Origin of the sequence: Moorella naiadis (nom. illeg.) (genome assembly GCF_051020825.1) — a bacterium.
Classification (GTDB): domain Bacteria; phylum Bacillota; class DSM-521; order Neomoorellales; family Neomoorellaceae; genus Neomoorella; species Neomoorella naiadis.
This window is the reverse complement of sequence record NZ_JAXGFQ010000020.1, coordinates 1-21,664: the sequence shown is the minus strand read 5'-3', so window position 1 is coordinate 21,664 and position 21,664 is coordinate 1. Positions and strand designations below refer to the sequence as shown.

The 21,664-nt window shown below is 51.0% G+C and carries 20 protein-coding genes, 1 pseudogene and 3 riboswitches; of the genes and pseudogenes, 8 read left to right on the top strand and 13 right to left on the bottom strand.

The window, feature by feature from the left end:
- Nucleotides 1–182 precede the first annotated feature (182 nt).
- From SDD30_RS12350 to thiC, 4 genes are all read left to right on the top strand, one after another.
- On the top strand, nucleotides 183–389 hold the full coding sequence (locus SDD30_RS12350; RefSeq protein WP_434075226.1) for a spore coat associated protein CotJA: 207 nt from the start codon (nucleotides 183–185) through the stop codon (nucleotides 387–389).
- Nucleotides 390–413: 24 nt separating this feature from the next.
- Nucleotides 414–671 (top strand): spore coat protein CotJB, encoded by a 258-nt coding sequence (locus SDD30_RS12345; protein WP_434075225.1) that lies wholly within the window; start codon nucleotides 414–416, stop codon nucleotides 669–671.
- 14 nt (nucleotides 672–685) lie between these two features.
- Nucleotides 686–1,258, top strand: a complete 573-nt coding sequence (locus SDD30_RS12340) for a manganese catalase family protein (protein ID WP_434075224.1) — start codon at nucleotides 686–688, stop codon at nucleotides 1,256–1,258.
- Nucleotides 1,259–1,420: 162 nt separating this feature from the next.
- Nucleotides 1,421–1,528: riboswitch (TPP riboswitch) on the top strand.
- Nucleotides 1,529–1,652: 124 nt separating this feature from the next.
- The gene (thiC, locus tag SDD30_RS12335) at nucleotides 1,653–2,951 is read left to right on the top strand and encodes a phosphomethylpyrimidine synthase ThiC (protein ID WP_434075223.1); all 1,299 of its coding nucleotides are present in this window, start codon (nucleotides 1,653–1,655) and stop codon (nucleotides 2,949–2,951) included.
- 214 nt (nucleotides 2,952–3,165) lie between these two features.
- Here the strand turns inward: thiC and SDD30_RS12330 are convergent, their stop codons facing one another.
- Entirely contained in the window at nucleotides 3,166–3,525 is a 360-nt protein-coding gene (locus tag SDD30_RS12330) for a DUF190 domain-containing protein (RefSeq protein WP_434075222.1), read from the bottom strand.
- A gap of 361 nt (nucleotides 3,526–3,886) precedes the next feature.
- Nucleotides 3,887–3,950, top strand: a riboswitch (Fluoride riboswitch).
- A 68-nt stretch (nucleotides 3,951–4,018) separates the two neighbouring features.
- Between SDD30_RS12330 and SDD30_RS12325 the strand changes: the two genes are divergently transcribed.
- Nucleotides 4,019–5,821, top strand: a complete 1,803-nt coding sequence (locus SDD30_RS12325; protein WP_434075221.1) for a dynamin family protein — start codon at nucleotides 4,019–4,021, stop codon at nucleotides 5,819–5,821.
- 21 nt (nucleotides 5,822–5,842) lie between these two features.
- The gene (gene eno, locus SDD30_RS12320) at nucleotides 5,843–7,123 is read left to right on the top strand and encodes a phosphopyruvate hydratase (protein ID WP_434075220.1); all 1,281 of its coding nucleotides are present in this window, start codon (nucleotides 5,843–5,845) and stop codon (nucleotides 7,121–7,123) included.
- A gap of 279 nt (nucleotides 7,124–7,402) precedes the next feature.
- On the opposite strand, the gene SDD30_RS12315 is transcribed toward eno, so the two are convergent.
- From SDD30_RS12315 to SDD30_RS12295, 5 genes are all read right to left on the bottom strand, one after another.
- Complete coding sequence (locus tag SDD30_RS12315) at nucleotides 7,403–8,905, bottom strand: MutS-related protein (RefSeq protein WP_434075219.1); 1,503 nt, start codon at nucleotides 8,903–8,905, stop codon at nucleotides 7,403–7,405.
- Nucleotides 8,902–10,437: a MutS-related protein gene (locus SDD30_RS12310; RefSeq protein ID WP_434075218.1), complete on the bottom strand. Its 1,536-nt coding sequence runs from the start codon at nucleotides 10,435–10,437 to the stop codon at nucleotides 8,902–8,904. Before SDD30_RS12310 ends, SDD30_RS12315 begins: the two co-directional genes overlap by 4 nt.
- Before the next feature lie 253 nt (nucleotides 10,438–10,690).
- Complete coding sequence (locus SDD30_RS12305; RefSeq protein WP_434075217.1) at nucleotides 10,691–11,881, bottom strand: MFS transporter; 1,191 nt, start codon at nucleotides 11,879–11,881, stop codon at nucleotides 10,691–10,693.
- A 185-nt stretch (nucleotides 11,882–12,066) separates the two neighbouring features.
- Nucleotides 12,067–12,495 carry a universal stress protein gene (locus SDD30_RS12300; protein ID WP_434075216.1) on the bottom strand — a complete coding sequence of 143 codons (429 nt, stop codon included), beginning with the start codon at nucleotides 12,493–12,495 and terminating at the stop codon, nucleotides 12,067–12,069.
- Nucleotides 12,496–12,498: 3 nt separating this feature from the next.
- A complete protein-coding gene (locus tag SDD30_RS12295; RefSeq protein WP_434075215.1) occupies nucleotides 12,499–13,677 on the bottom strand; it encodes a cation:proton antiporter in 1,179 nt (392 codons plus the stop codon).
- Nucleotides 13,678–13,784: 107 nt separating this feature from the next.
- Nucleotides 13,785–13,843, bottom strand: a riboswitch (Fluoride riboswitch).
- Between the two features lie 254 nt (nucleotides 13,844–14,097).
- Between SDD30_RS12295 and SDD30_RS12290 the strand changes: the two genes are divergently transcribed.
- Entirely contained in the window at nucleotides 14,098–15,360 is a 1,263-nt protein-coding gene (locus SDD30_RS12290; RefSeq protein WP_434075214.1) for an LCP family protein, read from the top strand.
- Between the two features lie 40 nt (nucleotides 15,361–15,400).
- Here the strand turns inward: SDD30_RS12290 and SDD30_RS12285 are convergent, their stop codons facing one another.
- The 3 genes from SDD30_RS12285 to SDD30_RS12275 all read right to left on the bottom strand — a co-directional run bounded on the left by SDD30_RS12285 (nucleotide 15,401) and on the right by SDD30_RS12275 (nucleotide 18,101).
- On the bottom strand, nucleotides 15,401–16,354 hold the full coding sequence (locus SDD30_RS12285; RefSeq protein ID WP_434075213.1) for a LuxR C-terminal-related transcriptional regulator: 954 nt from the start codon (nucleotides 16,352–16,354) through the stop codon (nucleotides 15,401–15,403).
- Nucleotides 16,355–16,693: 339 nt separating this feature from the next.
- Complete coding sequence (locus SDD30_RS12280; RefSeq protein ID WP_434075212.1) at nucleotides 16,694–16,957, bottom strand: putative Se/S carrier protein; 264 nt, start codon at nucleotides 16,955–16,957, stop codon at nucleotides 16,694–16,696.
- Complete coding sequence (locus SDD30_RS12275) at nucleotides 16,950–18,101, bottom strand: aminotransferase class V-fold PLP-dependent enzyme (RefSeq protein WP_434075211.1); 1,152 nt, start codon at nucleotides 18,099–18,101, stop codon at nucleotides 16,950–16,952. The genes SDD30_RS12280 and SDD30_RS12275 overlap by 8 nt, the downstream gene beginning before the upstream one ends.
- Nucleotides 18,102–18,462: 361 nt before the next feature.
- Between SDD30_RS12275 and mntR the strand changes: the two genes are divergently transcribed.
- Nucleotides 18,463–18,936, top strand: coding sequence for a transcriptional regulator MntR (mntR, locus tag SDD30_RS12270; protein ID WP_434075210.1), 474 nt, complete (start codon nucleotides 18,463–18,465; stop codon nucleotides 18,934–18,936).
- Between the two features lie 108 nt (nucleotides 18,937–19,044).
- Here the strand turns inward: mntR and SDD30_RS12265 are convergent, their stop codons facing one another.
- The 4 genes and pseudogenes from SDD30_RS12265 to SDD30_RS12250 all read right to left on the bottom strand — a co-directional run.
- Nucleotides 19,045–20,283, bottom strand: coding sequence for an NAD(P)/FAD-dependent oxidoreductase (locus tag SDD30_RS12265; RefSeq protein ID WP_434075209.1), 1,239 nt, complete (start codon nucleotides 20,281–20,283; stop codon nucleotides 19,045–19,047).
- Nucleotides 20,284–20,360: 77 nt separating this feature from the next.
- Nucleotides 20,361–20,903: pseudogene (locus SDD30_RS12260) on the bottom strand (YeeE/YedE thiosulfate transporter family protein).
- Nucleotides 20,904–20,988: 85 nt separating this feature from the next.
- The gene (locus tag SDD30_RS12255; RefSeq protein ID WP_434075208.1) at nucleotides 20,989–21,216 is read right to left on the bottom strand and encodes a sulfurtransferase TusA family protein; all 228 of its coding nucleotides are present in this window, start codon (nucleotides 21,214–21,216) and stop codon (nucleotides 20,989–20,991) included.
- Between the two features lie 94 nt (nucleotides 21,217–21,310).
- Nucleotides 21,311–21,664 (bottom strand): YeeE/YedE thiosulfate transporter family protein (locus SDD30_RS12250; protein ID WP_434075207.1); only part of this gene is annotated, 354 nt, incomplete at its 5' end.

Genomic DNA, 21,664 nt, shown 5'->3' with positions numbered 1-21,664 from the left:
GATAACAGAGGGTATATAGACCGGATTTACACCGACTTTACATGGATACGGTTAACAAAAAACCTGGTTTCTAGTAACCCTTCCTCCGGCAACCAGCATATTATAAATTAGCATTTTTCCATGGTTATCACCCCGGAGGCGTGCCAATAAAAGACAGAAGAATAATTGAGAGGTGGTTTATTATGGCTACCGAACAACAGGGTAAGCGTAGTATTACCGTCCGTCCCGGTGATGATCAGGTTGACAAACAATCTTTTTCTTGCCACCTAGCCCGGGCCTACGTGCCCTGGCAGCGTTTTACAAACCGCTGGGAGCCGATGGAGGGCCTGATCAGGGGAACGATTTTCCCCGATCTCTTTATGCCCTACCAGCACCGGCGCACACCTTAGAAAAACACGGCGGAGGGAGAAAACATGGATGCCCAGCGTTTAAATATGCTCCGGAATATCATGGCCCTGGAGTTTACCTGTGTGGACTTTAACCTTTATTTGGACACCCACCCGGATGATTACCGCGCCCTGGCCGATTATAATGCCACCAGCGAGGCCCTAGCCGTGGCGAAAAAGGAATATGAAGCCCTCTATGGTCCCCTGACCAATTACGGCTATTCGCCCAGCCCCCGGGCCTGGCGGTGGATTGAGGAACCCTGGCCCTGGGAAACGATCTTTTAGGCGGAGGGATAAAAATGTGGATTTATGAAAAAAAACTGGAGTACCCGGTACGCGTTGGCGGCCCCAATCCTCGTTTGGCCAAGGAGATAATAACTCAATATGGCGGGCCGGACGGGGAATTGGCAGCTTCCCTGCGCTACCTGACCCAGCGTTACACCATGCCCATCCCCCAGGCCAAGGGGGTGCTGACGGATATCGGGACTGAAGAGCTGGCCCATATGGAGATCGTGGCCACCCTGGTCTATAATCTGATTAAGGATGCTTCTATCGAGGAAATAAAAAGGGCGGGCCTGGACGACTACTACGCCGACCATGACCGCGCCCTCTACTTCGTCAACGCCGCCGGTGCCCCCTGGACCGCCAGTTATATCCAGTCCAAGGGCGACCCGGTCACTGACCTGCACGAGGACATGGCTGCCGAGGAGAAGGCCCGTTCAACTTATGAATATCTGATTAACCTGTCCGATGATCCTGATGTCTCTAACGCCCTAAAATGGCTGCGGGAGCGGGAAGTAGTCCACTTCCAGCGTTTCGGCGAGACCCTGAATCTTATGCATGAGTATTTAGACCGGAAAAAGTTCTACTAAATTAAAGCTGAAGCCCCGGTAAGGGGCCTTGCCATGCAGCCGGCTTCTTTCCTGGTAGGCAAAAAGAACCATCGCGCCGGCAGGAAATAGCTTTTCGGCGGCGAATATCTATATAATAACTAAACCAGACAAAAATCAGCAAACTAAGGCCTAAAAACTTAATATTTACCCCCGGGGTGCCCGTGCGGGCTGAGAAGTGCTGGATAGCACTAACCCTTGGAACCTGATCTGGGTCATACCAGCGTAGGAAAGCGGGGAGAGAGGTTTTTTAAAGATCACCGCTTGCCAGGTGATCTTTTATTTTACCTAATAGCTGCCCCAGGGTAGCAGCAAAGGGTTAAAAGCGATAAAAGATGCTACCTCCAGGGCAGGAATTTCAAAGGGGGTCAAAAAAATGACGCAACTGGAAGCAGCCCAGGTGGGACAGGTAACCAGGGCCATGGAACAAGTGGCTGCCAAAGAAGGGGTAAAAGCAGAAGATTTAATGGCCGAAGTAGCCGCCGGCCGGGTGGTGATCCCGGCCAACACCAATCACCGCCACCTCCAACCATGCGGTATCGGTAAGGGTCTAAAAACGAAGGTCAACGCCAACCTGGGTACGTCTACGGCCTATCCTGAAATCGAACCCGAGCTGGAGAAACTACGTGTAGCCCTGGAAGCCGGAGCCGATGCCGTCATGGACCTGAGTACCGGCGGCAATATTAACGACTGCCGGCGCCAGGTCCTCGCCCAGGCTCCGGTTGCCGTCGGCACCGTTCCTATTTACCAGGCCACAGTGGAGGCCCAGGAGCGCTATGATGCCCTGGTAAAGATGACCGCCGATGATCTTTTCGAGGTAATCGAAGTCCAGGCAGCCGACGGCGTCGACTTTATTACCGTGCACTGCGGCGTCACCCTGGAAGTAGTCGACCGCCTGCGCCAGGAAGGCCGCCTTACGGATATCGTCAGCCGGGGAGGTTCCTTTTTAACGGGCTGGATGCTGCATAACGAACAGGAGAACCCCCTCTACGCCCAGTATGATCGCCTGCTGGCGATCGCCCACCGCTATGACGTCACCCTGAGCCTGGGGGATGGTCTGCGGCCCGGCTGCCTGGCCGATGCCACCGACCGGGCCCAGGTTCAAGAACTCATTATCCTGGGCGAACTGGTGGATCGGGCCCGGGAGGCCGGTGTCCAGGCCATGGTGGAGGGACCCGGCCATGTGCCTATAAACCAGGTCCAGGCCAATATCCTCCTGGAAAAAAGGCTCTGCCACGAGGCACCCTTTTATGTCCTGGGACCCCTGGTTACCGATGTCGCCCCAGGATACGATCACATTACCGCCGCTATTGGCGGTGCCCTGGCGGCCACAGCCGGGGCCGACTTTATCTGCTACGTCACCCCGGCCGAACACCTTGGCCTCCCTACCCTGGCCGATGTTAGGGAAGGTGTCATCGCTGCCCGCATTGCCGCCCACGCAGCCGACCTGGCGAAAGGATTACCAGGCGCCTGGGAATGGGATAGGGAAATGGCCCGAGCCCGCAAGGCCCTAGACTGGCAGCGCCAGTTGGAACTGGCCCTGGATCCGGAAAAAGCCCGCCGGTATCGCCAGAATCGCAATGAGGATGCTGCCGTTGCCTGTTCCATGTGCGGCGACTTCTGCGCCATGCGCCTGGTCGGGAAATACCTGGGGAAACCGGTAGATGAATGCTAGATAGCCGGTCCTCCCTTGTCGCCAGATGATGTTAATACTCGATCCCCGTGCTGGCGAGGCTCACTTTGATGTTGTCGCTGGCGCGGGGTGTTTACATTGGGTGATATAAATCCCGATATTTAACTCGAACCTTGTCCCTTTTATTACCAGCCAACATGGCCGGGCACCTGTTCCAGGTATTCTTTTCTGTGCCTCGGGACGTTAGGTATTTTATCTATTCAAGGTTGGGTTTGCTGGTGTTTTTAGCGCCTTCATCCCGCCAAATAATCTCTACATCAGACACCGTTATCAGCCCGTGGGTTACCATCGTTTGCACCTGGGGCAAGACAGTAGCAATTTTTTCAGCTTGATCCACTGCCTCTATAATAATAGGCAGGTCGTAAGAAAGCTCTATCAGCCGGGCCGAATAAATGTTACGGCGTTTACCGTAGCCTTCGATACCCCGGATAACCGTAACCCCTGCTAAACCGGCCTCCTTTAATTTTAACACCAAAGCATGGTAGAGGGTCTTTCCTTGCCACTTAACACCTTCTCCCACGTAAATTGTTAGAAGTTTGGCAGGTATGTTTTTCATAAAAATCCCCCTCGAACCTTATTTATTTTTCCAAATAAACAATATTTGAGCTAATAATGGTTACCTATAAAGACACCCGGTTATTCGTTAAGCTGACATGGATATCTCCGGGAAGAAAACAAAAAAACTCCTGTCCTTTACAGACAGGAGTCATCAGCGCTTAAGGCGCATTTTCGAGGTCCTCGGGGCCGACTCCTTGGCCCTAATTTAACTATATATTTTTTATTATTAAATGTCAATTTCTTTGCTATATAATTTTCGACCATTCCCCCTTGACATACTAACGGTTGGGCTGTTAAATTTATATACGAACGGGAAGGATATTTGTACTACTTTGTTTCATGCGCATAGAGCCAAGCTGGCCGCAAACGGTGATGGAGTTCACCGGAAAACCACCCGCAAGGGTTGATGACTCCTACCAAGGAGCAATTCCTGGCAGGAGAATGTGCAATTGGCCCAACTCCTACCAGGTAGAATCTGGAGGAGTTTTTTTATGAGCCAAGTAAGAGAAGAATGGCAAGTAAAGGCAGTTCCCAAGGTCACCAAAGATTTACCTCTCCTTTTCCGGCAAACCCTGGAAGGTCTAAATAGCTTAGGGCCAGACTTTGCTAATGAGAAGCAAAAGATTAAGGCCTTACAAGAACGGCTTGTCAATGAACGTTTTCACCTTGCCGTTCTCGGGCAGTTCAAACGCGGTAAAAGTACCTTTATAAACGCTCTTCTGGGCGATGAAGTATTACCCACAGCCATCCTCCCCCTGACTGCCGTTCCTACCTTTCTTCTCTGGGGTCCCGAGGCCCGTGTACGCGTTCTCCGCCAGGAAGGCCTGCAAAAAGAAGAATTTACAGGGCAGGACAATAGGGCTTTAACTGCTTTTCTGGCGCAATTTGTTACTGAAGCAGGGAATCCCCAAAATCATAAAAAGGTCTCCCAGGTTGAAGTCTTCTACCCCTCCCCCCTTCTCCTCAAAGGAGTAGTCTTAATCGATACTCCCGGCATCGGTTCCACTTTCCGGCATAACACTGAAGCCACCCTTAACTTCCTGCCCCAATGTGACGCTGCTTTATTTCTCGTTTCGGCAGATCCGCCGATCACCGAGGTAGAAGTGGAATTTCTGAAAGCGGTCCGTTACAAGGTTACTCACCTTTTCTTTATTTTAAATAAGATAGACTATCTTAATAAGGAAGAAATAGCATCTCTCTTAACCTTCATTAAAAATGTTTTGCGGGAGCAAGTTGGTATAGAAGGAGCCCCTCCCATCTTCTGCGTATCGGCCCGTTTGGGACTTGAGGCCCGCAAAACAAATAATACCACCCTCTGGAAGCATAGCGGACTGGAAGAAGTCTGGCGTTATCTTGTTGATTTTCTTGCTCGCGATAAAAACAACGCCCTGCAAGCAGCCCTGGCTAAAAAAGCCACCGATATAATTGCCGACATTATAATGCGCTTACACCTTACCATTCGTTCCTTGGAGATGCCCCTGGCTGAACTGGATGACCGCCTGCAAATATTTGAGAAAAAAATTCAGGAGGCTGAGCAGCAACGAGTCTTGCTGGGAGATCTCCTGGCCGGCGACCGGAAACGAATGGTGGCGTTTCTGGAAGAACAAGCTGAAACCTTACGTCAGAAGGCCCGGACTCACCTGCAAGGAATTGTCGAGGACCGTCTAGCCAGGATGGGGAACAGGTTTAATGACAATACAATCCAGGAAACCCTGGCCAAGGTCATCCCTGATTTTTTTGAACATGAGCTCGGTGAAATGGCGCGTATTTTTGACCAGCGGGTTACCGAAACGCTGCGCCCCTACCAACAACGGGTCGATGAACTGATTGAGGCGGTGCGGAAAACAGCTGCCGAGCTTTTTGACGTTCCTTATCATGCTCCCAGTAGTTCCGGCGCTTTTGAGATGAAACGCCAGCCGTATTGGGTAACCCACAAGTGGGATTCCAGTTTTAGCCTTCTCCCGGAAGGTATATTTACCAGGCTTTTGCCGGCAGGAATACGCCGGGCAAAGATGACAAAACAATTGGGGCAACAAATTGAAGCATTAGTTTTGAACAACGTAGAAAACTTACGTTGGGCTACTTTGCAGAATCTTGATCAAGCCTTCCGGCGTTTCGGATCCAGCCTCGACGAGCGTCTCCAAGCAACCGTCTTGGCTACCCAGGGAGCCATTCAGGCGGCCCGGTCGAAACGCCAGGAGCAGAACCAAAACACGGTTCAAGGGATTAGCAGGTTCCGTTCCATCACCAAGGAATTCCAGGAGATCCAGGCCAAATTCAAGGCATTATATTAACTATAAGAAAGGGGACTATTTATGAAAGGTAAAATCGTATCTATTCGTTCATTGGAAGTCCTAGACTCCCGTGGCAACCCTACACTTCGGGTTTATGTAAGTCTGGACAGCGGGATTACCACCTCAGCCTCAGTCCCATCCGGAGCTTCGACCGGAGAAAACGAGGCAGTTGAACTCCGCGATAAAGACCAAAAACGTTACGGCGGCAAAGGTGTGCTTAAAGCCGTTGCCAATGTTAATGAGGTTATTGCCCCAAAACTAATCGGTATGGACCCGGCTCAACAAGCCATTATTGACGGAATAATGCTCGAACTCGAGGGAACTCCCAATAAAAATAATCTCGGTGCCAATGCTATCCTGGGTGTCTCCATGGCTGTAACACGTGCGGCAGCAGCGGCGGCAGGTTTGCCTCTCTATACTTACCTGGGTGGTCCTGGTGCGGTACGCCTCCCCGTTCCGATGATGAATATTTTAAACGGAGGCAAACACGCCGATAATAGTGTGGACTTCCAGGAATTTATGATCATGCCAATTGGTGCACCTACTTTTGCCGAGGCATTACGTTACGGGGCTGAAACCTTTCATGCCCTTGGGAGTATTCTCAAGAAAAAAGGTTACAATACCGGTGTCGGTGACGAAGGAGGCTTTGCTCCCAATTTAAAGAGTAACGACGAAGCCTGTGAGTTGATTGTTGAAGCCATTGAGACAGCAGGTTATGAGCCAGGAAAAGATGTAGCCATAGCTTTAGATCCTGCTGCAAGTTCCTTTTTCGAAAACGGAACCTACCATCTTTCCAAATCCAAGCAGGGAGCAAAAACAAGCACTGAACTAACGGTGCTCTACCAGTCCTGGGTTGAAAAATACCCTATTATCTCTCTTGAAGATGGACTTGCTGAAAATGATTGGGAGGGTTTCCGCGAACTTAATGCCAGACTGGGTAAAAAGATCCAAATCGTTGGCGACGATCTATACGTGACTAATCCCCGCTTCATCGCCCGTGGCATAAAAGAAAAAAGTACCAATGCCGTGCTGATAAAATTAAACCAAATTGGTACCGTTACTGAAACCATAGAGGCCATTCATTTATGCCGCAAAGCTGGGTGGGGATTTGTGATCTCCCACCGCAGCGGGGAAACAGAAGATACTTTTTTGGCCGACTTTGCCGTTGCCATGGGTGGCGGGCAAATAAAAACCGGTTCCGTTTGCCGTAGCGAACGAATTGCTAAATACAACCGTTTGCTGGAAATTGAGGCGGAACTTGGGGATTCAGCCATATTCGAGAACCCTCTTCAAAGACGATAAATTTCTTGTTTAGTCTAGGCAATTTACCTGCCGCCTATGTTGAGGGTCAAGGAGTCGGACCCTGATATGCCCCGGAAATGCACCGCTAACGCTGGTGCTGATGACTCCTGTCTGGGTTAGTAAAACAGGCAGGAGTCATTATTTTAACTAACTCCTAACGAGGGCAACGTCCCCAGGCTGTAGAAGCGTAGTTCTCCAGCCGGTCTGGGTACCAAACTGGCTACTGCTCTGAACCCGACCAATCCCTGTCCCGCCTGCAAGGCGGAATCGGTAATGAATTTAATTACTTTTCCCGAATATACTGTTATACAAATCTTCGCCATAACTAGTTTGCAAGGGTTCACCCTTGTTTATTTTAAAAGTTCGTCTGCCGTCGGTTTGCCGTTCAGCCCGCAGGAAAAGGGCATTATCCATTTTTTTACTATAAAAACCATAGGCGAATTCATATAAATGCGTAACAAAGAAAACCTTGATCTGCTTTTCCACTAAGGCGCTAACGATCTGCCTGGCAATCTCTGAGCCCTCCCTTTCGTTTGTCGCGGCAAAAGATTCGTTAAAAAGCACTATGGAATTGGCTGTAATGTTGTCTACAATATCGCTCATTCTGCTTAGTTCCTCATCAAGTTTCCCGCTTTTCATGGTAGCGTCTTCTTCCCTTTTATAATGCGTAAAAAGGCCGTCGCAGACACTGGCACAGAAAGATTCAGCCGACACAAACATACCGCATTGCATCATTAATTGTGACAAACCTATGCTACGCAAAAAAGTCGATTTGCCACCCTGGTTGGCACCTGTGATTATTACCAGGTCTTTATTGTCAGCATTCGTATCGTTCCCCACAGTTCTTTGTTCCAGGCTTAAAGCCAGGCAGACATCGTATAACCCTTTAAACGAATACCTGCGTTCGCCGGGAGCTGCGGGCAGGGGAAAGCACATGGGCTCCCCCTTTTGGGCAAGTTGCTCATGTAAATTCAAGCAACCAACGTAAAAGGCCAATTCAGTCCGCAAGGTAGTAAAAAAACTGAGAATATGATCAGTGGATTGGGCGAGGGCATTGGCAGCAAGGTTGATCCCCCTGTCTCTTAATTCCGCTAGGGCTTTGGCGCCGCTTTCATCACGTTCACTGATATAAAAGGTGTAAACGGGCGGTTTAGGGGCAAAGAGCCGCTCCATCCAACTCCGTTTTTCGTCTTGAGGTTTACGCAGTATATAATTGGTGCCTTTATTGCCCTTGCCCAATTCTGCGCTGATTAAAACTCCATCGCGGAATTTAAGTTCCCGGAGATGATTTTGGACGCTGGCGAAATATTCGTCATCAAGTTCTTCGTTGAGCATCGCAAAAAACGCGGTAAAGCCTTCTGACTCAAATTTATTGGCATGTTCATCGGCGATTGTTCTTAGTTTTTGAAGCATACTCAGAAACATCTGCAACACTTCTACCGATCGATGCAGTATTGCATCGGGATAATTACGCAAAAATCCAAAGTAATACTTTTTCTCGTTTGCAATTGATTCTACCGCGATATCGTAGATAACCCTGACAAGGGAGGAATTTCTCAGGCAATCTTTTAAGATATCCTGCCGGTATAATATGGTGTCCCGATCATTATTTAAACCGGACAAAATAGTTTTCTTGGCCACTTCAAATAAAAATTCGTCACCGCGCGCCATGGCGTTGAACAGCGTATTTAATTCCAGGTCTTGTGTCAGTGCTTGTTCATGCGATGGTAATTTCTGCTGTAAATTAAAATTACGATCGCTATACATGAGAAAAACCTTCATAATTTTATCCGCTCCTTTAAACAGCTATATGTGAGTCGATACTTTTCGGCAATTGATATCGCATATGAAAGCCCGTCAGCAGGTTTTCTTACGATCTTATATGTTCGCAAGGCTGGATTTTCGGGAACTACCGTGCTGACCATGCTGACGGTTTTGTCGCTTAAAGAAGCCAATTCATCTATGAAGGTTACGCAAACGCACAGTAAATCCAGTTGTATTATCCTCTCCATAACCTTCTGGCTTAAATAAATAGCATCTTTTAATGTTGTGGAAGTGAAAATCTCATTCATGATGATAATGCTGTTGGAAGTAGACTGGCTGAGGATATCATGAATTCTGATGAGGTCATCCTGTAGTTTGCCTCGGAGATTTTTGATATTCTCCTCTTTCTCAAAATGGGTAAAAAGCTTATTGAACAGGAAGAGCCGCGCTTCCCTGCCCGGGACGGGACAGCCCAGGCTGGCCAAATAATGCAGCTGCCCAAAGGTGCGGGCGAAGGTTGTTTTACCGCCCTGGTTGGGACCGGTGACTATAAATATACGCTCCTTACCTTTTAGGTAAAAATCATTACAGACAACAGATGAGCCTTCGCTAATGAGTTTATAGGCCAGGGCTAAATCAAATCCTTCATAATCATAAACTTCTTTACATGTATTGGAAACCTGCGGATAGCAAAATTTTAATCCCTTCCGTTTGAATATCGCGACATACTCCAGGTAGGCAATGTAAAATTGTATCTCTCGATCAAAAGCGGCTATCTTTTCATCCAGATAATTGCTGTTTTCCTCACAGTAATTATCAAGATGCCAAAATATATCAGGATACAATTGGGCAACCAACTCAAGTACTTTTGCTTCAACATGGTTCATATCCGGCCAGGTGGAAAATTGGGCTCGGTAATCCTTAACCGCCCCCTGTTTAAATCTCGCGAAGGTTTTTTCCACTTCCACACTGTAATCAATATCAGCTTCATATTTGCGGACTTTGATGCGGTTACCCTTAATGAGCAAGCAATATTTTACTGTAGCCAAATCGGCCTTTAGCTTTTTCGTTTCTGCCAGAAGTGATGTAAAATGCTGGGATTGGGTATAGTCCGTCAAATATTCGCGGAAGGCTAAAAAGCCGCGTGATTTTAGATCTATACGAGTTAACTCATCGGCCAGGCAATTAACGGCCTCGCAGTAAATTTCCACCGCATCTAAAAACCATCTTTCCTTTTGGTATTTATAGTAAAGCTTGTCTGCCTGGGCGAGATGTCCGCGCATTGTGCGCATGTTTTGGGCAAATGATTTTATATGATCAAATAAAGTATCATTCTCCAAATCACGCATTATTTCATGACGATAATTGATCGTGTCGCTATCGTTCAAGGAAGTGTAAAAAAACGGTTTTAAATTATATTCCTCTTTGCCGGCCGTAATGGCGTCTATAATCTGATCCAGATTTAAATCAACAAAAAAGATAGGCGCTTCAAGTGTCTCTTCCTTTATACTATCTTCAGTCCTTTTAAATAGTATGCTGTGGAAAATCATAGGAAGAACACCTCTCTATCAAATAGTATGTCAATAATAGCATTATGCGCCATCATGAGTGCCTATTATATTTCAATTGCCTCTTAATCCCCACAACCCGTCAATTATATTTACTACTTCTAGGCCCTTTGGCAGCATATATTCTTCCCCGGCCCACCAGGTGAACTAGAAAAATTTATTCGCCAACAGGATTACCTTAAGCTTTTCCCATTCATCCTCTGTTGGTATCATTCTGGATGGTATAAGGGGGTATTCAATGAGAAGCATTTTTACCGACATAGAGCATAAGCAACACGGAAAGTAACTGGGTTACTACTGAAAATGCTACCACGTATCCTACTGACCGGTCGTAAAGCATCCCCATTAAGGCGCTACCCAGGAACCAGAATATACCATACCCGGTATTAAACACCCCGTAGGCTGTGCCACGCCTGTCAATGGAGATCATATTGGCCACGGCAGCGCGTAAGACGGATTCCTGGGCCCCCATTCCTATGCCCCAAATTGCCATCCCAACTAGAGCCATGGCGAAGCTTCCTAAAAATACCAGGGGGGCAAACAAGGATGAGACCAGACCGGCAATAGCCAAAACATAAATACCTATCCGGTCGAACAAGTAACCAAATATTAAAGCAGCCAGGGCATCCGCCCCCATGGCTATGGCGTAAAGTATAGGGATCCAATTACTTGATACCAATGAACTCTTGCCTAAATGAAAGGCAATTAAGGGATAATCAACGTAACCTGCCGCTATAAAGGCAACGGCTGCCAGGTAGAGCCAGAATGTTCTTGGCAATCCTCTAGCCGCAGGTATAGCCGGGGTCACTTCCAGTTCCCGCGGCGTCGGGTATAAAAACCTGGCCACAACAAGAACCGTAAGCGCTAGGAAAGCCGGGATAAATAAGATGGCAAACCCCGTTTGGTAACTGCCCTTTAAATAAAGTACTAAAGCAACAATGAGAGGGCCGGTAACGGCCCCAATTTGATCCAGAGCCTCATGGAGGCCAAATCCCCACCCCCGTCCCACTTCGGAAGTAGCGTGGGAAAGCATGGCATCGCGGGCAGGGGTACGAATAGCCCTACCCACTCGCTCGGTAATCATTAAAATCGCCGCCAGCTGCCAGTTGCCCGCCAGGACTAAAAAAGGTACGGCCAAAAGGTTGAGTATATACCCGAGAATAGTGATGGGCCAGTATCGCCCGGTACGATCGCTTAAATAGCCGGAAATCAGCCGTACCCCGTAACCCAGCAATTCCCCCAGGCCGGCAACGAACCCGACAACTGCCCCGTTCGCCCCCAGCACTGCCAGGAAGGGGCCGGTAATGCTGCGGGCTCCTTCATAAGTCATATCAGAAAACAGGCTGACGATCCCCAATAAAATAATAAACTTAAATGCCCTTTGCAGCGATGGGTTTATCTTTTCCTCTCTGCTTTGCTGCTCCATCAGGAAGCCCTCCTCATTCATGTTCTTAGCACAAGAAAACAAATGACTCCTGCCGGAATTATCCAGACAGGAGTCATCAGCGCTCATAAGCGCATTTTCGAGATTTATCGAGGCCGACTCCTTGGCCTCAGCTTAAGCTATATACATTATTGTAACCCATGCATAGCCTAAAAATCAGTCGCCCCTTATTTTTTGCCCTTAATTATCAACACCGGGCAGTTAGCCAGCCTTACCATGGCTTCCGAAACGCTACCCAAGAGGTAGCGCTTGATACCGCTTAACCCGCGGGCTCCTAATACCAGCAGATCATAACCCTCCTCTTCCACCAGGCGGGCCAGGGTATCGGCCGGGTGACCGGGCACTACCTTGGTTGTTAATGTTACCCCTTCCCGCGTAGCCAGGTTTTGAGCTTCCGCCAAAGCTTGGGCAAAAAAGTTTTTGGCATCCTCCAGGACACCGTTGACTTCGTCCCTGGTATCGGCAAAATCAGGCACATGGGCCACAGAAACGGCCGTTATTGGCGCCCCGTATTTCTTAGCCAGTTCAAGAGCAGCAAGCAGGGCTTTTCTGGCATTAGGCGAACCATCGTAGCCTACTAAAATCTTGTTAAACATGATTTAATTACCCTCCTCTTTTTGTGGTATCAAAGCATGACGCCGCTTTTCTTGTTGGGGCGCCGGGACCCGGTCGGGCCGGAAAAAGGCCTGGGCAATCAGCGTCGGCACTACGGCACTAAGGATAACTACCGTTACTAAAATTGTATATTGAGTCTGGTTGATATAGCCATGGTTGAGGCCGAACAACGAGGAAATAGTGCCGAAGGTCAGCCCGGTAGACATTAACAAAGTGGTATACATGCCCTCCCGCGGTTCAAATTTAAAGAAACGGGTTATTGGCCAGACCCCAATGAATTTGGTCGCGATTTTAATCAAAAGCGCGATGATAATTATCCCGGCGCTGGCAACTACAGCCGGTAAGGACACAAACAAGCCCGCTTTCAAAAAATAAAAGGGTGTTAGGAAGGCAAAGGCCATGGTGCGCATACGCAGGGCCATATTCTTTTCTTGGAGAAAGAAACCTGCCACTGCCAGACCAATGAGGTACGCCGGTAAAACGGCTTCGCTGTTAGCCATGGACGCCAGCCCGCCAAGGAAGAAAAGCAGGAAGAAAAAGTATTTTACCTCCATCTGGCTGACGCGGTTGCCATAATGGGCAACATACCAGCGCGTGAAACGAGGCATAACAGCCAGTACAACAGCCGTGACAATGGCAAATAGAAGCATCCACAAATTAAAGTTAGCAAAGAGTATACCCAGGGCCACAACCGTACCAAGATCATTCACAAAACAGGCTGCTAAAATAATTTTACCTATCTCGCTTTCATTGAGACCCGTTTCCACCATTACAGCGTAAACCACAGCGACCGAAGTAGTTGACAGGGCGATTCCCGCAATTTCCGCCGCCTGAAGGGTCCAGTGTAGGGCATTATAGGCATATAACAGGACACCGGCAAAGGGTAAAAGGAAAGCAATGACGCCAATACTCATACTTTCCTTGAATTTGGTCCGTAAAACCTCCGGATCGACCTCGGCCCCGGCCAGGAAGGTAAGTAAAATACTACCCACGCCTGCCAAAAAATCGATCCAGGGGGTGGTGTGTAGACCTAAAAAATTGCCGCCGAGCACACCTACGGCGATCTCCAGCAAGGAAATTGAGACCCCGGTCCAGCCGGCCAACAAACCGCTTACTAAAGCCAAACCCAGCCATTCGGCCGCCACGAGCCACGTGTTCTCCATAAGCTTTAACCCCCTTATATTAGACCAGGGATCGGCTCGAGGTTAAAAAGGGCCCATGGTAGCCGAAGAGTTTCAGGCACTAAAAAACTCCTACCGATCACTGGCCGCTTTCGGTAGGAGCTATTAGCTCATTGAGCAATAGGCGAGCTCCATCGCCGGTTATGAAACGATTAAAGATCTGTGCCTAACACCCCCCACGGGATGTGCTACTGTCCGAAATTTATTATAGCAGGAAAATGAATTATTACAAGTGCTTTCTATCAAACCATCCGGCAGGAATTTGGCTGTAAACCGCGAAGAATCTCCATAATACCCTCGTGGGGCGGGCCAGCTCTAACCTGAAACTGGCGTAGCCAGTTTCGGCAGGCCTCCCTCTTTTCACCTCCCACTTCTCACATCTCATTTCGGAGGAATTTACTTATGTTAAGAGATAAATTAAAGCTGATAATTGCGGCTTTCCTGGTATTCGGTATTATGGCGGGCGGCGGTTACCTGGTTGCCAGGCAGTTTCTGGCTCCGCCCACGTCTGCCGGCCAGGGGGACCTGGCCAATGGTAACGCACCAGAGGCCCCGGGAACCCTGAATGTTTTACTCCTGGGCACCGACGCCCGCCCTGGCGAAAAAGCGGGTAACACAGACACCATTATAGTGGCCCATTTTGATCAGGACAGGATCGCCCTCCTGTCTATTCCCCGCGACACCAGGGTAAACATCCCCGGCCACGGCCCGGATAAGATCAACGCCGCCTTTAGTATTGGCGGCCCGGAGATGACCGCCGGCATCGTCTCCGATCTTATTGGCGTACCTATTAACAAGTATGCCTTGCTTCGTTGGGATGGCTTCATGAATATCATTGATCTCCTGGGGGGCGTTACTGTAGACATCCCGCGAAATATGTACTATTACGACCCGGTGGACGGGCCCCAGTATAAAATCAATCTGAAAAAAGGCCCCCAGCACCTGGACGGGCGCCAGGCCCTGGCCTTTGTCCGTTTCCGGGAAGAAGCCCTGGGGGACATCGATCGCACCGGGCAGCAGCAGGAACTCCTAAAAGCCCTCTTTGAAAAGGTCAAGCAGCCGGCGACCCTGCTGAAATTACCCCGGCTGCTACCGGAAATCTACCGTAATGTCGAAACCAATATGGGTCTGGATGAAATGCTGACCCTGGCCAAAGCAGGAATTAACCTTAAAAATATGAACCTGGTCACCCAGACCCTGCCGGGATACTTCCTGACCTTAAAGGGCATCAGCTACTGGGGGGTCGACCCCGGGCAAGCGCGGCAGGTGGCCCAGGCTCTCTTTGACTACGGGCAGACAACCAAACAAGTCGTCCTGGATACCCCATCCACCCAGGTATCCGGCAGCAGCAAAGGGACAACCCCCACTAATAAAGGTTCCCTCTCTAAAGGAAATGCTACCAAGACGCGGATACCACCCCGTCCACCTGCGGTCAAGGAAATCACCGTCACCACGCCGGCGGCCGGTTCCGGGTCGAATCGTCCGCCAGCTAATAGCACCCCACCCGGCAAGCAACCCGGTTCGGGTACGACGAATTACAGTAAAGAGCCCCCCAGCAAGCAACCTGGAGTTAACAGTGGCGTCAATCAAAACGGTAGTCCCGGTTCAACTGCGGGTAATATAACTGGGAGTGCGGTTAAATCGGGGCAAGTAAATAATTCCTAACAGTACCATAAAATTACCCCGGCAAATAGCCGGGGTAATTTTATGGCTCGATCCCCAGAGCCCGCCGGGCTTCAGCCAGAAGGGCAGAGAAATTGGGCAGGGGCTGGGGTCCCCCACGCCCTGCTGCCCGGGCGATTCGGTTTAAAGCCTTCCAACGCTGCTGCATCCGGGCGTGTAAGGCGGCCACATAATTCTCCAGGCTGCTATCTATCCAGGTACGGAGGTAGCTGCCGGTATATTCCCCGCTAGCGGCATCCTGAAGTTTGTAGTAAGCGGCATGGGTACCCCGGGCCCTGCCGCTGGTGGTATAGGGCAGCCACCAGGGCCGGTAGGCATCCTCGCCACTGTCGCTCTGGAGGAAGCGAATCTGCCGGTTATCGGTTAGCACGGCCAGAGCTGATTTCAGCCAGAAGCGGGCGCCGGCGCTGACATACAGGGAACGGCCTTCACCCAACAGGAGCAATTGCCACTGGGTTGACCGGGCCTGTCGCAGGTAGGCCTGCCCCCTGGGGGAACAGAAACCCTGAAGTTGAAGGATGGCCGCCTCGCCAGGGGAGAGTCCCCCCTCCAGGGCCTGGCGGACTGTAGTAAAGTCGATACTAGCTGGTCCTTCCACCCTGATATCTCCCTGGCCAGCTGTGCCCTCCTCCCCCTGGCCTTTCAGGGGTCCATCTACTTCTGGTGCTTCCAGGGCAGCGATAGTAGCTGTAATCTCTGCGTTATCAGCACCAGCATCACTTTCATCCTTAATCTTTTGTAGGTTCAGGAGCGCCTGCTGGACTTCCAGTTCCAGTTCCGGCCAGTAGATATCCTCCCGGTCCTTCCAATCGAGGCCGAGTTTGCTCGTCACCCGTTCCAGCTGGGATTTTACGGTGCCCTTCTGAATATCCAGGACAGTGGCTATCTCCCAGCGTTTTAATCCGTTTATGGACAGGAGGGCTATCTGGAGTTCCAGGCGGGACAATTGCAGGCGGGCATCGACTTTTTCCGGCACAGATACTCGCTCCTCCGCAAATGGATGTGGGAAGTTGGAGGTGAAAGGTGGGAGGTTTGCCGTAACCAGCTAAGCCAGTTCCTGAATTAAAGCTTACCGTGCCTCTCATTGCCCCCGTTTGCTGGCGGTGGCTTTATCTCCCGAAATGGACTTCTACCGAATCAGGCGATCATTCATTGGCTGTTATTAGCATTCGCCAGCGAGAGCAGGATTCCTTGTCAAAAAGTTGCCGCAATAACACCAAACAGGTAACGATCCGCCCGGCTACAAATAACGGTCGCTACCTGCTTTCCCCGGTTACCTTCATGTGCATCAAGGCACTACGCCGAAACCTGGGCGTTAAGGTATCTCCCTGATATTCTTAAAACATGGCCCTTCCTTTACTGCCTGTACCTTCCTTTCCGGCTTAATGCCGGTCGCCTGGAGCAGGTACAGGGCTTGGGCGGTTACTGCCGGGTCAAGTTCCAGGGCCAGGCCGCAAAGGGAACTCAGTTCCCGGGGTACGGGAATTAATTTTCCCTTAAGGCCGGCCGCCTGGACCATTTTCTCCGCCCGGAGGGCATAAAAAGTAGAAGGAAAGGTCAAAAGGACCAGCTCATTCATCAAGCATCACTCCCACTAGCTCTGTTATGGCCGCCAGGGTAGCATCGATTTCGCCAGGAGTAGTAAAGAAGCCCGGACTCAACCTTAAGGTTCCCGTTTGTAGGGTGCCGATGGTCCGGTGGGCCAGGGGAGCACAGTGCAGACCAGAACGGGTAACTAGATTGTAATGCTCCGCCAGCCAGGCGCTGGCCTCGCCCGGGTAAAGGCCGCGGATATTCAGCGAGACCACCGGTACCCTCTCCCCGGCCTCCAGGGGGCCGTACAGGATTACCTCCGGCAGGCGACGTAAGCCTTCCAGGAGCCTGGCCGTTAAACCCATAGTATGGTGACGGATGTTATCCAGCCCTATCTCCTGGATAAACCGGATTCCGGCTCCCAGGGCGGCAATGGCCGGGGCATTGATGGTGCCGCTTTCGTATTTATCGGGCAGGATTTCCGGCTGGGTAAGGAGTTCAGAACGACTGCCGGTACCGCCAAAAATTAGGGGTCGTATGGTCTCAGGGTAACGGATGTAAAGGCCGCCGGTACCGGGGGGACCCAACAGGCCTTTGTGGCCGGTAAAGGCTAGCAGGGTAATACCGGCCGCCTCCACATCTACGGGGATTTCCCCCGCCGTTTGAGCAGTATCTATCAGGTACTGAAGATGGCGTTTCCGGGCGATCTCCCCCACTTCGTTGACGGGCAGGATGGTACCTGTAACGTTGGAGGCTTGGGTCAAACAGATTAGCCTGGTGCGGGGGACAATGGCCCTTTCCACGTCAAGGGGATTGAGGCGGCCGGAGGGGTCGCAGTTTACAATGGTATACTCAACACCCCTAGCGTGCAGGGCGTACAGGGGCCGTGCTACAGCGTTATGCTCCAGGCTACTGATGATCACGTGGTCGCCTGCTGCCAGCAGCCCCTGGAGGGCCAGGTTAAGGGCTTCAGTGGCGTTGGGCGCAAAAATGATTTGTTCCGGTTCCTGGATGTTAAAAAAATCCGCCACCAGTTCCCTGGTCTCCAGGACCGCCCGGTCGACGTCCAGGGAGGCCCCGCCAGCGCCGCGGTTGATACTGCCGCTTAAATGGCGCAGGTGGGCATCATGTGTCTGGTAGACAACCTCCGGCTTGGGCCAGGAGGTGGCGGCGTTATTGAGATAAATCATCGTCCTCTCCTCAGCTTCCTCCTCCCGGCATGACGTGGCCGGGATTTCTGTTCCCTGTATATTATTCTATTTCCTTTCCCTTTGACCTGTAGCCATAGTATGCCTTTTTGTTATAGTATTGCCGGTAAAAAACGTCCCGGCTAGAGTTACCCAAATGCCCTAGGACGCCACGCCAGGCTGCCGGTGTCAAAAGGAATCTATTCCTCCCTCGCTACCGGGTGGCGATCCGGAAAATGGATAATAACCTTAAGGTATATCGGTTACGGTATATCGCACCTGTTCCTATCTTTGGTCCGGTCTAAAGTTTATGCCTGCCGACATAAAGTTTAGATAGAAGGAAACACCTCCGGGAGGGGAGAGCATGTTAACCGAAAGCATGGAGGACTACTTGGAGATGATCTTCCGGATCATTCAGGAGAAGGGTTATGTCCGGGCCGTCGACCTGGCCGAAGCCCTGAAAATCCAACCTTCCTCCGTTACCAGGATGATCCAGAAGCTCCACGAAGGCGGCTTTGTCGTCTATGAGAAGTACCGCCATATCGCCCTGACTGATAAAGGCCGGCGGACTGGGTATTTCCTTGTCTGGCGCGACGAGATGCTCAAGGACTTCCTCACCCTCTTCAATGCCCGGGTCGGGGTAGAGGAACAGGTCGAGGGTATCGAGCATTATATCACCCCGCCCACCATGTGCCTCTTCCGCAATCTGGTCCAGTATTTTCGCGCCCACCCTGAATACCTGGATGAGCTCCTGGCCTTGAACCGTCTCAACAAGTATCCAGAAGGGGAAAAACTGGAGGATCTGCGGGCCTGGCTATTCCGTCACGGCAGCGACTAAGATTGCTCAGCAAAAAACCCCGGAATTTTCTTCCGGGGCCAGGTGAATAATTTTGGCCAACCAACAGTTGCCTAATTTAGCAGAAACCTATTTTGGGAGCAGCCTTACTCAGGCTGCCAGCTGCCTGATCCGGGCTTCAATAAGTTCCGGGGTCAACCCACCCAGGTCCAGGACCTCGGTAATCCGGCCGTCCTGCATTAAAACCAGGCAGGCGTCACCCTGGAGACCCAGGCGCAGGGCCATACCCTTGCCTTTATAAACATCGATCTTGCTGAGCTTGATTTCCGGGTGCTGTTGCAGAATAGTCTCAACGGCAGTCATGACTTCCCGGCAGCGGGCCTCGGTGGGATCGTAACAGAATACCAGCTGGGGTCCTTTAACCTGCCGGAATTCCCGGGCAAAATACTCACTTTCGGCTATATACCGCTCGGCCATAAAGCCGGCCACGGCCCCGTCGCCCACGGCTGTGGCCACCTGGCGCAGGACTTTATCCCGCACATCGCCGGCGGCAAAGACCCCCGGGATGTTGGTCTCCAGCTGCTCATTGGTGATGATGTAACCGCGTTCGTTCATATTGATGATATCGCGGAAGAGTTCGGTGTTGGGCAGGTAGCCGATAAAGAGGAAGCAGCCGTCAACCCTGACGGGTATCCTCTCCCCCGTCTTGACATTTTTCAAGATTACCGTATCCAGGCGTTCGCCCCCGGCAAACTCGTCGACCATGGTGTTCCAGATGAAGTGCAGCTTTTCATTCTGCCGCGCCTGTTCCTGTGCCACCTTGTTGGCGTCCATGATGCCCTCGTCGTGGATGACGGAGATATAAACCTTGCTGGCGAATTTAGTCAGGAAGATGGCTTCTTCAATGGCGGCGTCGCCGCTGCCGATGACCATTACTTCTTTGCCCGTATAGTAGGCCGCATCGCAGGTGGCGCAGAAGGATATGCCCTTGTCATAAAGGAATTTCTCCTCTCCCTTGGCCCCTGTCAGGCGCGGTTTGCCGCCGGTGGCGATGACTACGGCTTTGGCGTAGTAATCGGTACGGAAGGTCCTGACGACCTTGGTTTCGCCCTCCAGGTCTACCCCTTGGACGTCAGCCAGTTTAACCTTGACGTTGAACTTCTTAACCTGCCGTTCGAAAAGCTGCATTAAGCCCAAACCGCTGTTCCCCTCGGGGAAACCGGGGTAGTTTTCGATTTCGTTGGTATAGGTGGCCAGGCCGCCCGGCAGGGATTTCTCGATCATAATAGTTTTCAAGCGGGCGCGGCCAGCATAAATGGCGGCCGTCATCCCGGCGGCACCGCCACCGATGACAACGACATCGTATTCCTCGATTTTCTTTTCGCGCATTCCTGCACCCCTTTCCTTCTAGGACGGGGCAGCGGGGAAGCCCCACTGCCGGGTTAGTCGTTCAGCCATGCCACATCTTAAATAAGGTATCTGGTTAAAATCTTCGCCCCAAAGAAAGCGCCGACCAGCAGGAAGATGGTAAACACCCAACCGTGAAGCGACATCGAAGCCGTGCCGCTAAATAAAGCACCGATGTTTCAGCCATAGGCAATCCTGGCGCCGTAACCCATTAATAACCCCCCGGCCACGGCCCCCACAACCTGCTTGTAGTTCTTAATCTTTTTGAGGCGAAACTGGGAAGCCAGCAACGTGGCCAGGAGGGCTCCCAAGATAATACCCACGTCCAGGATGGAACCGCCATCGTTCAAAAACCCCCCGGCCAGCATCTTAGCGTTGGCCGGCGCTTGGTAGAAGGCCCACTTTTCCGGGTGGAAACCTAGAGCCTGGACAACCCAGGCGCCCCAGTTGGCAAAGGCGGTGGTGATCCCCCAGGGTGCGCCGAAGGTGGCAAAGTGAACGACGTTTAGGACGCCCAGGAAAATACCTCCCAGCCAATAGGGAAATGCGTCCTTCAAGATGGCGTTCTTTAGCTTTAACACCTCTTCCTGGTACCTGCTCATGCTAATCCTCCCTTCCCTATTTAATTAAATTAGGTGTTGAAAGTTATCGCGTTTAAAATTATTACGAGTCGATATCTTTGGTGGACTACTTGGTTTTCTCGATAATTACATCCCAGCGTCCCTCTTCGATTTCTTCCAATTCCACGTTATACCCTTGCTTGCGCGCCCATTCCGGGACATTTTTCATGGCGCAACTATGATCAATCTCCACAATCAGGATATCCCCTACTTTTAACTCCTTCATTCTCTTCTCCGTGCGGATTAAAGGCACCGGGCAGGCCTCGCCCAAGGCATCCAGGGTATATTCAGCCATTGTAAATCAACCTCCGATTCATTTCTCCCGTTTGCTGGCAGCGGTGTGCCGCCATGGGTGACTTCTCTATTTAACAACCGGCAAGGTCTTGCCGTTAATCTACTTTGCGGTACTCCCACCAGGTGGCCAGCCAGTACAAGCCGCCCAGGAGGGCCAGTTGTAGCAGCAGGGCCAGGGGCCAACCCAGAACATTGGGTAAAAATACCGCTGGCGAGGATTTCATGGAAAAGCCCTGCCACCAGCCAAACTGATAGGCACCCAGGGCTGAACCGGCGACAAAGAAGACCAGGGTGAGCATCAGCATGATGAAGCCCTCGCCGACCCGCATCAGGGTCCCGGAGGCGCAGCCGCCGGCAATAACCATACCGACCCCGAATAAGATGGCGCCGATAACGGTATGAATACCCACCGGGCTGATAAAACCGGGAATGGGTTTACCGGCCATATA